The following is an 11,108-nucleotide window of genomic DNA, read 5'->3' on the forward strand; positions in this document are numbered from 1 at the left end:
AACGGTTCCCCATATCTACTAATGAAACGTTGATAGCTTCTCCAGCAGGAGAATTAAACACCAAACGAGCTGGATCTTCTTTTCCTCCAATTCCTAACGGATGCACTTCGCAAGATGGTTTTCCATCAGCGATTGATGGACAAATTTCAAGCATATGCGAACCTAAAACATACGATTTTTCAGGTGTAAAGTGATACGTATAATCTTCCATAAAAGAAGTTCCTCCTTCAAGACCAACATTCATTACTTTCAAAGCTCTTACCATTGCTGCGGTTTTCCAGTCGCCTTCGCCACCAAAACCATAACCATCTGCCATTAAACGTTGGGTTGCGATTCCTGGTAATTGTTTCCAAGCTCCAAGATTTTCGAAAGTATCTGTAAAGGCTCCAAAACCTCCTTCTTCAAGGAAAGCTCTTAATCCTAATTCAATTTTTGCTGCATCGGCTAACGAATGTCTTTTGGCTCCACCTTCTTTTAAATCGTCGGTTAAGCTATAAGAAGCTTCGTAAACTGCCAATAAATCATTCAATTGTTGGTCGGTAACTTTATCAATATGTTTGGTCACATCCGAAGAATCGAAACCATTTACTGAAACACCAAACCGAATTTGAGCTTCCACTTTATCGCCTTCGGTAACGGCTACTTCACGCATATTGTCACCAATACGAGCTACTTTTAAGTTTTGCAATTCATTCCAACCCAAAGCTACTCTTGTCCAGTTTCCTAATTTGCTTTGAACGCGTTCGTCTTCCCAGTGTCCAACAATTACTTTGCGTTTTTTGCGCATTCTTGACATTATGAAACCAAATTCTCTGTCTCCGTGAGCCGATTGATTTAAGTTCATAAAGTCCATATCGATGCTGCTCCAAGGAATTTCAGCATTGAATTGTGTGTGCAAATGACATAAAGGTTTGTTCAAAATGCTCAATCCTCCAATCCACATTTTGGCAGGAGAGAAAGTGTGCATCCAAGCTATAATTCCAATACAGTTTTTGTTGGTATTAGCTTCCAAACATACATCTAGGATTTGTGCTGGAGATTTTACTACATCTTTGTATACCAATTTTACTGGTATTTTTGAAGAGGCATCTAATCCGTTTGCAATTATTTGCGAATGTTCTGCCACTTTTCTTAGCGTTTCTTCACCGTATAATTCTTGGCTTCCTACTACAAACCAAATTTCTTTTTGTGCAATGTCTATCATTATAATATTTTGTTTAAATTGTTTAAAGTTTAAATTGTTTAAGGTTCCTTTAATTTAAACAACTTTAAACTAAAGAAACCTTAAGCTAAAATTTACTGACCGTAATACGAATCTTTTCCGTGTTTGCGTTCGTAATGTTTTTTGATTAGGGAATCTTTCAATCTTGGAGCATTTGGATTTATTAACAAAGTCAAATGAGCCATTTCAGCAACCACTTCCAGAACTTTACTGTTGTAAACTGCTTTTGCAGCATTTTTACCCCAAGTAAATGGTCCGTGATTTCCAATAAGAACCATTTCTACCTCTTCGTAAGAAAGGTCTTTTTCTTTGAAGCAATCCAAAATTTGAATTCCAGTATTGTGTTCGTAATTTCCTTCGATTAGCGCATCACTCATTGGAGCAGCACAAGGAATATCGGCTGTTAAATGATCGGCGTGAGTAGTTCCAAAAATTGGAATATCTCTTTGCGATTGTGCCCAAGCCACAGAATAAGTAGCGTGAGTATGAGCCACTCCACCAATATTGGGCCAGTTTTTGTATAAATAAGCGTGTGTTTTTGTGTCCGATGAAGGTCGTTTTGTTCCTTCGATGATGTTGTTGTCGAAGTCAACAATAACAATATCTTCGGGTTTCAAATCTTCGTAAGGAACACCGCTAGGTTTGATGGCAAAAACACCATTTTCTCTATCCACGGCACTTACATTTCCAAAAGTATAAACTACTAAATTCAGAGCATTCAGTTGCATATTGGCATCGTAGCATTCTTGTTTTAAAGCTGTATATTTTGAACTCATTCTACTGTGTTTATTTCGTTATACTTTCAATAAATAGAGCTAATTCAGAATAAGAATCCATCAATTCTTGATAGGCTTCTATTTTGTCTGATTCTGGGAAATATTCGCTTTCGAAATCGCTTCCCATTTTTTTGCTAGCTTCAATTACGTTGGGATAAATTCCCGCTGCAACTGCTGCATAAATCGCTGCTCCCAAGGCTGGTGCTTGATCCGAAGCGGCAACCTTGATTGGTTTGTTTAAAACATTTGCCAAAGTCTGCATAATAAATGGTGATTTTCTGGCCACGCCTCCAATACCGATTACGCTGTCAATACGAACGCCTTCTTCTTCAAATCTGTCCACGATTTTCTTGGATCCAAAACAGATTGAATTGATCAAGGCCTTGAAAAGATGAGGTGCTTTTGTTCCTAACGAAATATTAGAAATGGCGCTTTTCAAACCTTGATTAGCATCTGGAGTTCGTCGCCCGTTCACCCAATCCAAAGCAGTTGGAATGCTTTTTGATAACGGAATAGCTTCTGCTTGTTGGGTCAAAGTTTTGATAAAATTAGACTCCACTTCAGCTTTTAATTGTGTTTTTTGTTCAGCAGATAATAGGGTAGAAGTATAAACTAAATTGTCTAAAGGCCAAGAAAGAGTGTCTTTAAACCAAGCTAGAACATCACCAAAAGCAGATTGTCCCGCTTCTAAACCAATGTAACCTGGAATTACAGAACCATCAACTTGTCCGCAAATTCCCTTAACGTTTTTTGTCCCAACAACTTCTTTTGCCGATACGATAATATCACAAGTTGAAGTTCCCATAACTCTTACTAAAGCATATTCGTCAATTTTCGCTCCGACTGCTCCAGAATGTGCATCGAAAGTTCCAACTGCAATTAGTGTGTCCGTAGAAAGTCCTAATTTAGTTGCCCATTCTTGGTTTAAGTTTCCAGCAACTACATCTGATGTATAAGTTTGGTCGTATAAATTTCCACGAAGTGTCGCCAAATAAGGATCTAGTTTTTCTAAAAATTCTACTGGAGGCAAACCGTTCCAGTCTTCGTGCCACATCGCTTTGTGTCCCGCTGCGCAACGACTTCTTTTGAAAGATTTTAAATCTTTGTTATCTATCAATAAATAAGTCATCAAATCGCAATGTTCCATCCAAGTGTGGGCTGCATTTTTTACCGCTTCGTCTTCACGAGCTACGTGCAAGATTTTGGCCCAAAACCATTCTGATGAATAAATTCCGCCTTCGTATTTAGTGAAATCTTCTCCGCCCCAAGTAACTGCCAATTCGTTGATTTCGTTGGCTTCATTTATGGCGGTGTGGTCTTTCCACAAAACCATCATTGCATTCGGATTGTGTTCAAAACCTTTTGTCAAAGCTAGTGGGGTTCCATCTGCTGTCACTGGAATTGGAGAGGAACCTGTAGTGTCGATACAGATACTTTTTATTTGCGAAGGAGCAACTTTTGAAGCGGCAACCACAGCTTTTATGGTAGATTCCAAGCCTTCGATATGATCCAAAGGGTGTTGACGAAATTGATTTATTGATGCGTTACAATATTCTTTATTTCCCCATCTTTTATAATGACAAACATCCGAAGCCAACTCTTGACCATTTTCTGTGTCAATCAAAACGGCACGAACTGAGTCTGAGCCGTAATCTAATCCTATAACGTAATTTTTCATTCTAAAATCTTTAAATTGTAAAGACAAATATACTATAAATAATTTTAAGTGTATAAAAAACACTTAATTTAATTTGGGTTTTTATAATAAAAATAACTACTTATTTACCCTCTAACATTATCACAGAAAAAGGAGGAATTATAATTGTTAGTTTGTCTTTCTTTACATTAAATCCTTTAAAAACTATTGGTTGAATTTTTGTTGGATTATCAAATGAATTGAAATCTTGTAGTTTTGGAGAAGTCAATATATTTCCTGAAACATTTTTGATTCCAAGTTCTTTTATATCTATTTCTACCTTATTTTCTTTTTTAGCATCAACATTTACTAATGAAATATGAACTAATCCATTTTTATCTTTTGAAGCCGAAGCTAATAAAGCTGGAAGAGTTTCGCCATTATAAGTATATAAAGGAGAATCAAATGTTAATGGCAATAATTTAGCCTCTTGATGCACATTATACATTTTCATCACATAATAGGTAGGTGTCAAAATCATTTTAGCATTATCCGTCAGGATAACAGCTTGCAGAACATTAACACATTGTGCTAGATTTGCCATTCGCACCCTTTCGGCGTGATTGTTAAATATATTAAGTGTTGCTCCAGCTAAAACAGCATCTCTCATAGTATTTTGTTGGAATAAAAATCCAGGATTAGACCCTTTTTCTACATCATACCAACCTCCCCATTCGTCAACCACTAAATCAATTTTTTTCTCTGGATCATATCTATCCATAATGGCAGAATGTTTAGTAACAAGTTCTTCCATTTTTAAAGCCTCTCTCATCGTGGCAAAATATTGTCCTTCGGTAAAATCTACTGCATCCCCTTTTTGGTTCCAATCAATTACGGAATAATGATGTAAAGCAACTCCTCCTAACATTTGATTGGGGATGTTTTTCATTAAGGTTTCAGTCCAATTATAATCATCGCTACTTGCACCAGAAGCAATTTTAGTAATGTTTCCTGATAAAAATGTTGAGTATTTACGGTATTCATCAGCATAATACTCAGCTTTCATATTACCGCCACAACCCCAGGCTTCGTTACCAATTCCCCAGAATTTCACTTTCCAAGGTTCGTTTCTTCCGTTTTTCTTCCGTAAATCACTCATTGGGCTTTTGCTTGCAAAGTTGGCATATTGAACCCAATCAGCCATTTCCTGAACGGTGCCACTTCCTATATTTCCTGACAAATAAGGTTCAGCTCCAAGCAATTCGCACATATTTAAAAAATCGTGTGTGCCAAAACTATTATCTTCGGTAACACCGCCCCACCATTGATTTACTATTGTTGGTCTGTTTTCTTTTGAACCAATTCCGTCTTTCCAATGGTAGGTATCAGCAAAGCATCCACCTGGCCAGCGAAGATTTGGTATTTTTAAAGCTTTTAAAGCGGCAACAACATCATTTCGAACCCCATTTGTATTGGGTATTTTTGAAGTATCTCCTACAAAAAAACCACCATAAATTGATCTCCCTAAATGTTCGGCAAAATGACCATAGATGTTTTTATTAATAGTGGGTGCGTTTACATTACTTTTTATAGAAAGTATTGTAGTTTCTTTTTGCGCAAAAATAATTTGATTGCAAAAAGTAAGAAGTAATAATAGTAAGGCTGATTTTTTCATTTAAAAATAATTTTACAAGTGTGTATTTAACATTTGTAAATTTAGCAAAAAAAGAGAGAGAAAAATAAATATACTAAAAAAAATATGTGCAAAATTTTTAATCACATCTATATTAGAATTTAAATATTGAATTAAAATTATGATAATTAGAAAAAATATTTATTTATAAAGCCATATGTCGAGTTTTACAACGTTATTGATGCGAATAGTAACTCTTTTAATTTTTTTAAGTGTAATAGATACATTAATTATGAAACCTTTACGGAAGTTTATATATTTACAATAAAAACAAGAAGTATGTTAAATAGTTATAGCGCAGCAGACAAAGTATTATTAGCTGTGGATTGCATCATTTTCGGATTTGACAATGAAGATTTAAAGATACTTTTAGTAAAAAGGGACTTTGAACCTGAAAAAGGAAAATGGTCATTGATGGGCGGTTTCTTAAAACAAGACGAGATTCTAGATAATGCAGCTATAAGAGTTCTTAATAAATATACAGGTTTCCAAGATATATATATGGAACAGTTATATACTTTTAGCGAAATTGATCGGGATCCAGTTGAAAGAACCATTTCTGTTGCTTATTATGCTTTAATTAATGTCGGAAATCATAATGAAGAATTAATTCAGAATTTTAATGCCGAATGGTTTAGCGTTTCAAAGGCACCTAAGTTAATTTTTGACCATAATAAAATGTTAGCCCATGCCATCAGAAGATTGCAATACAGAACCTCCATTAAACCTATTGGATTTGAACTTTTGCCTGAAAAATTCACGATGCGTCAACTTCAAAAATTATATGAAGCCATTTTGAGTAAAGAACTTGATAAGAGAAATTTTATTAGCAAGATTAATTCTTTAGACATTCTTATAAAATTGGACGAAAAAGATATGATGTCCTCCAGAAAAGGGTCTTACCTCTATATGTTTGACAAAGAAAAATATGAAGAAAAATTATTGAATGATTTTATTTTAAACTTATAAGATTCAAAATTTTATTCTTTAAATTAATTTCAAAATTAGAACTAAGTAACGAGAAAGATATAATGTCGCAATTATTAAAAAGAGTTTTTGTCACAGATTAGAAGGATTAAAAATATTTTTAAGCTAATTAACGAATTAATCTGTGCTAATCTGTGACCCGAGCGATAGCGAACAGGCGTAGCAAATCTGTGGCAAAGGAATTCATTAAAATACGACATTAAATTTTAGCTATTACTTAATCCATAATAAAAATGCGTCTCGGTTATGAGACGCATTTTTTACAAAATAATAAAATTTATTTATTGGCATTCTGACTAGGGACAAAATTTAGAAATGTTTTGAAACCCTCGCTATATCTATCAATATCGACCCTATAATAAAACGCTCCTTTTTTCGAGTTTAGTTTGTCTTTTTCTTTTAATTTCAATAACAATTTAGTCGATAATAACTTTCGGTTAAAATTTCCTTTGTCTAATTCTGTATTATAAACAGCTTCATAAAGACTTTGCAATTGTGGCATTGTGAATTTATCAGGTAATAACTCAAATAATAATGGATGAAGTGCCGCCTTGTATCTCAATTTTTCTTTAGCCAATTCTACAATTTTTGTATGATCGAAAATTAATTCAGGGAATTGATTTATAGAAAACCAAGCAGGGTGATAATCCTCGTTAATTTGCTGTTTATACTTTTGAATGTCAATAAGCGCAAAATAAGCAATTGAGATTGTTCTTTCAACGGTATCTCTATCTGGTTCCGAAAAACCGTACAATTGTTCCATATACAAACCATCTAGACCTGTAAGATCTTTTAAAACTCTAACCGCCGCATCTTCTGAGCTTTCATTTTCTCCGATAAATCCACCAACTAAACTCCATTGCCCTTTAAAAGGTTCAAAACTTCTTTTAATAACCAACAATTTTAATTCTTGTCCATCATATCCAAAAATGATACAGTCGACAGCAAATAAAAATCGTTTTTGTTCTGAGTATTGATTCATAAGGATAAAAAGGTGTATTCTGATAGAAACGAACTGCGCTTTTAAATAATAGTTTTTACCAAAATTTAGCGTATAAAGCAAAAATAACTAATAAAGTAATTACTATCATTACTGTAGTTTGAGGTTTTATCTTAAACATTTCAGTATCTAATTCAAAAGCTTTTGGATTTACTTTTGGTCCAGCAAAACTTACTGCAATCATAAGAAGCATTGTAAATAAGAAGGACAATCCCATACAAATATGAAACGGTATTTCGAATACTTGAATTCCATCTATAATTTTTCCAGTAGGCCAAGCCGTGTACAATAAAGTTTCGTTTCCGAATAAAGCAGGAGCAAATTCATTAAATAAAACAGACAACAAGAAACCTGAAATAACACCCACTATAGCAGCCGTTCCAGTAGTTCTTTTCCAGAACATCCCTAGAATAAACATTGCAAATACTCCTGGACTTATAAAACCTGTGTATTTTTGTATATATGTAAATCCACCTACACCACCTATACCAAGTAAATCATTCCATGTAAACATTACAGCAAGAAGCATCGCAGCAAAAACAGCATATCTTCCAATATTTACCTGACTTTTGTCAGTAGCTTCTTTTTGAATGTATTTTTTGTGAACGTCCAAGGTATAAATTGTAGAAATACTATTTACTTTTCCTGCCAATGAAGCTACAATAGCTGCAGTTAATGCTGCAACAGATAGCCCTTTTAAACCTGTAGGTAAGAACGTTAATATAGCTGAATAGGCTCCATCTTTTCCTCCAACTAGTTGTGGTAAATGTCCATTTTCGTATAAAACAAAAGCTGCAATACCTGGTAACATTACAATTAATGGCATTAATAATTTTAAAAATCCTGCAAATAAAATTCCTGTTCTGGCAGTCTGCAAATCAGCACCCAAAGCTCTTTGAGTGATATATTGGTTGCAACCCCAGTAGTTCAAATTGATAATCCAGATACCTGCCAAATAGGACATTAAGCCTGGAAAAGTTAGATACTTATTGATTTCCAATTGAGAAGATGTGGCTGTAGGTCTTGGAATAATCATTTTGAAATGCTCTGGTGCTTTTTCCATTAAAACTTTGAATCCAGCGATTGCATTTTCTCCAACACCAAAATATTGTCCAACAGTAGTTAATGCTATATAGGTAGTTACTAAACCGCCAATTATTAAAACCGCCACCTGAACTACGTCAGTGTAAGCAACAACTTTCATCCCTCCCAAAGAAATAAGCAAGGCAAAAACTGCCAAACCTATCATAATAACGTGAAGATATTCTCCCCCTGCTAAACCATTAATAGCAACAGCACCTAGATATAAAATAGATGTCAAGTTAACAAAAACATATAAAAAGAGCCAAAAAACAGCCATAATCAAAGCGGTAGATTCATTATATCTTGTTTTTAAAAACTGAGGCATTGTATAAATCTTATTTTTTAAATAAACAGGAATAAACCAAATAGCTATAATTATCAAGGCTATTGCGGCTATCCATTCGTAGGCGGCTACTGCAATTCCTAAAAAAAATCCTTCACCACTCATTCCGATAAATTGTTCAGCTGAAATATTAGATGCAATCAAGGAAGCACCAATTGCCCACCAAGTTAAGGATCCTTCAGCCAAAAAATAGGCTTTAGCATCGTGTTCATTCTTTTCTCGTTTTCTATAAACAGTATATCCATAAACGGATACCGCAATAAAATAGATAATAAATACTGCGTAATCGGCAAAGGTAAGCTGTTTGCTCATAATCAATTGGTGTTTAAAATAATTAATGTTTTTAGGCTCTTTTTTGGATTATATTGCTAAAAATTCAAAAACAATAATAAATCTAATAGTATCACTATTCCCTTTATTTTGAATTTAAAAATCGAATTAACAATAGTAATAATTTTCAAATATATTATTATTTGTAAAATTGACAATTATTAAATTAAATTATTTCTTTTAGCAAAATCATTTAAATGAATAATCCATAATAAATGAATAATCATTGATTTTTTATCAACAAAATATTGAATATTCAATTTATTTTGCTAATTTTTTAGCTAAACTTAAAATCAAATATATTTAAAATATCATAAAACCACGAACAATGCGCTTTGAACGACAACTCTAATCAGGTAATTCTACCTTTTTCTAAAGAATTTACACTTCTTAAAATTACTAGTTAACCTATTTAAAGAAGAAGTATCCAAATGTTTAAACTTGACAAACTCCATCTTAATAACCAACTCGAATTTATTATAGTTACGATACCCATTTAAGGATTACTTATATTTTCAAATAACTCTTGTTTTCCATTTTGCAAAGAAAGCCCCCATTTTCTTGAGCAATTTTACACAAGGCATACAGATCTAATTTTCCTTCTTCAAATGCTTTCCCGATTCCGAAATCAAATGAACGGTAAAGTTGTTTTCCTATTTTTTTATAAAGAGAAGAGATAATAAATTTCTGAATTAGCAGATGAAGAAGTAAAAGAGATAGAAGAATATTTATTAATTGATTCTTGTCAATTGTTATTTTTGACTTTTATACAATATAACAAAGCCGCCTGTATGCATAATCTCCCGCAAAAAACCATCCAAAATCTATTATTCATTCTTTTTAAATAAATCCTTTAAAATCAACTATTTCACATACTATTGTAAAATTTATCTTAAATAAATAATTAATATTACGCATTTTATCATATTTTTAAGCACTTCATCGATAAAATAAATAATTAGTATTATGTTTGAAAACAAAATTATTATTTTTTAAAATTATTTTATACAGAGCTTAAATAAGTTTAGATTAAACCATTTTTCTATAAAAACGCAGCCATTATTCATTGCTTTTAGCCCCCAAAAACATGAAAAAGACTACTTATTATTCATTGAAAGAGTACAATATATTTGTATCCAAATCCCTAACCTTTTTCGGATTTTCACAAAATTCAATTTATACAAATCCAGCAAATAATCGCTCATCTACACTTGCTCTTACTTTCCCCACCGTTACTACAACTCTTATAGTTGAAAATCAGATTTCAGGAGGAAGTAATATTGGAATTAGTTTTACTTCAACAATTCAAAATCTACAGGTTGAATACAAAGTTGGAAAAGTGACTTTGCTCAATAGTATTGGTCAAACTTTTGGCACTTTGAAAATTAAAAATCAAGAACAACAAAATATTCGATAAAAAATACAACAACTAAAAAACCAATTTTCAAAACTTATCTCTAACCTAATAATTCATAATTTATGAAACAAATTACTCAAATGTTTAAAAAATCAATTCCTTTCTTAAGTTTTATGATATTACTCCTAATGGCTAATTCTAGTTATTCACAAGTATTAGAGGTAAGAGGAAATAATGTTGTGATCCCCGATGGTACAACAGCAACATCAACAACTAATTTTACTGACTTTGGTACCGTCCCAAGTGGAAATAATTTTTCAAGGTCTTTTGTTTTAAAAAATACTGGGAGTTCTAGTTTAGTTTTTTCTGGTTCAAAAGTCGCACTTTCAAACACAACTGATTTTTCAATTACTACTAATGTAATTGTAAGTTCTAATACACTGACTGCAAACACCTATTTAATAATCGAAATCAGTTATAATCCTACTGCCACATCTGGTTCACAAACATCTACTGTCACTATTAAGAGTAATAGTACTGGAGGTAGTACATCTACATATACTTTTAATATTATGGGTACTGCTTCCGCAGCCGTTATTTCAGATTTTACTCGAACAACATTAACTCCAACTTTCAGTTATCCTTATGCACTTATCTATGGACCTGACGATTATTTATGGC

At 32.9% G+C, this 11,108-nt stretch carries 9 protein-coding genes; 3 read left to right on the forward strand and 6 right to left on the reverse strand.

Annotated elements, in window-relative coordinates; translation table 11 throughout:
• The 4 genes from araA to PHC28_RS10095 all read right to left on the reverse strand — a co-directional run.
• A partial coding sequence (araA, locus tag PHC28_RS10080; protein WP_300099512.1) for an L-arabinose isomerase occupies positions 1–1,204 on the reverse strand: 1,204 nt, incomplete at its 3' end.
• 92 nt (positions 1,205–1,296) lie between these two features.
• The gene (locus PHC28_RS10085; RefSeq protein ID WP_300099515.1) at positions 1,297–1,998 is read right to left on the reverse strand and encodes an L-ribulose-5-phosphate 4-epimerase; all 702 of its coding nucleotides are present in this window, start codon (positions 1,996–1,998) and stop codon (positions 1,297–1,299) included.
• Between the two features lie 10 nt (positions 1,999–2,008).
• Positions 2,009–3,676, reverse strand: a complete 1,668-nt coding sequence (locus PHC28_RS10090; RefSeq protein WP_300099518.1) for a ribulokinase — start codon at positions 3,674–3,676, stop codon at positions 2,009–2,011.
• Positions 3,677–3,776: 100 nt separating this feature from the next.
• Entirely contained in the window at positions 3,777–5,309 is a 1,533-nt protein-coding gene (locus PHC28_RS10095) for an alpha-L-arabinofuranosidase C-terminal domain-containing protein (protein WP_300099521.1), read from the reverse strand.
• 297 nt (positions 5,310–5,606) lie between these two features.
• Between PHC28_RS10095 and PHC28_RS10100 the strand changes: the two genes are divergently transcribed.
• Entirely contained in the window at positions 5,607–6,296 is a 690-nt protein-coding gene (locus PHC28_RS10100; RefSeq protein WP_300099524.1) for an NUDIX domain-containing protein, read from the forward strand.
• Positions 6,297–6,591: 295 nt separating this feature from the next.
• Here the strand turns inward: PHC28_RS10100 and PHC28_RS10105 are convergent, their stop codons facing one another.
• The gene (locus PHC28_RS10105) at positions 6,592–7,296 is read right to left on the reverse strand and encodes an NUDIX domain-containing protein (RefSeq protein WP_300099527.1); all 705 of its coding nucleotides are present in this window, start codon (positions 7,294–7,296) and stop codon (positions 6,592–6,594) included.
• 55 nt (positions 7,297–7,351) lie between these two features.
• Positions 7,352–9,052 carry a sodium/sugar symporter gene (locus PHC28_RS10110; RefSeq protein ID WP_300099530.1) on the reverse strand — a complete coding sequence of 567 codons (1,701 nt, stop codon included), beginning with the start codon at positions 9,050–9,052 and terminating at the stop codon, positions 7,352–7,354.
• A 1,105-nt stretch (positions 9,053–10,157) separates the two neighbouring features.
• Here PHC28_RS10110 and PHC28_RS10115 point away from each other — a divergent pair.
• Together PHC28_RS10115 and PHC28_RS10120 are read left to right on the forward strand one after the other, a co-directional pair.
• The gene (locus tag PHC28_RS10115) at positions 10,158–10,487 is read left to right on the forward strand and encodes a hypothetical protein (RefSeq protein WP_300099533.1); all 330 of its coding nucleotides are present in this window, start codon (positions 10,158–10,160) and stop codon (positions 10,485–10,487) included.
• A gap of 62 nt (positions 10,488–10,549) precedes the next feature.
• Positions 10,550–11,108, forward strand: a 559-nt coding sequence (locus tag PHC28_RS10120) for a choice-of-anchor D domain-containing protein (protein WP_300099536.1), incomplete at its 3' end; no start/stop codon positions are given.

Origin of the sequence: Flavobacterium sp. (genome assembly GCF_028712645.1) — a bacterium.
In the GTDB taxonomy this organism is placed as follows: domain Bacteria; phylum Bacteroidota; class Bacteroidia; order Flavobacteriales; family Flavobacteriaceae; genus Flavobacterium.